The organism is Vibrio sp. 10N.222.46.A1, from assembly GCF_041473595.1.
Lineage (GTDB): Bacteria > Pseudomonadota > Gammaproteobacteria > Enterobacterales > Vibrionaceae > Vibrio > Vibrio tasmaniensis_A.
In genome coordinates, this window is the sequence record NZ_JBFRSN010001449.1 from 1 (window position 1) to 248 (window position 248).

Sequence of the window (248 nt, forward strand, 5' to 3'; positions counted from 1 at the left end):
TTAACCCCGATATCGATGCCAGGGATCAACTGCATTGGTGCAAAACCATTACGATTTTCAAGCTCAGCCTGTGAAAAGTTGGTTTCTTTTCCTAATCCTTGGCTAACACCGGCATTGCCTGTTATGCCTATTTCCGGCTTGCCCGCCCGCCCCTTCATAATCCCCGCCCCGCCATTGCTGCCGAATTTTGCATGCAAGTCGGTTTCTACTTTAACTCGTGCTTCAACACCAGCCTTAACTGAGGCTTG

At 49.6% G+C, this 248-nt stretch carries 1 pseudogene; it reads right to left on the reverse strand.

The annotated features are described in order from the left end of the window. Nucleotides 1–248 (reverse strand): annotated as a pseudogene (locus tag AB4496_RS27280) (hypothetical protein); the annotation flags it as partial.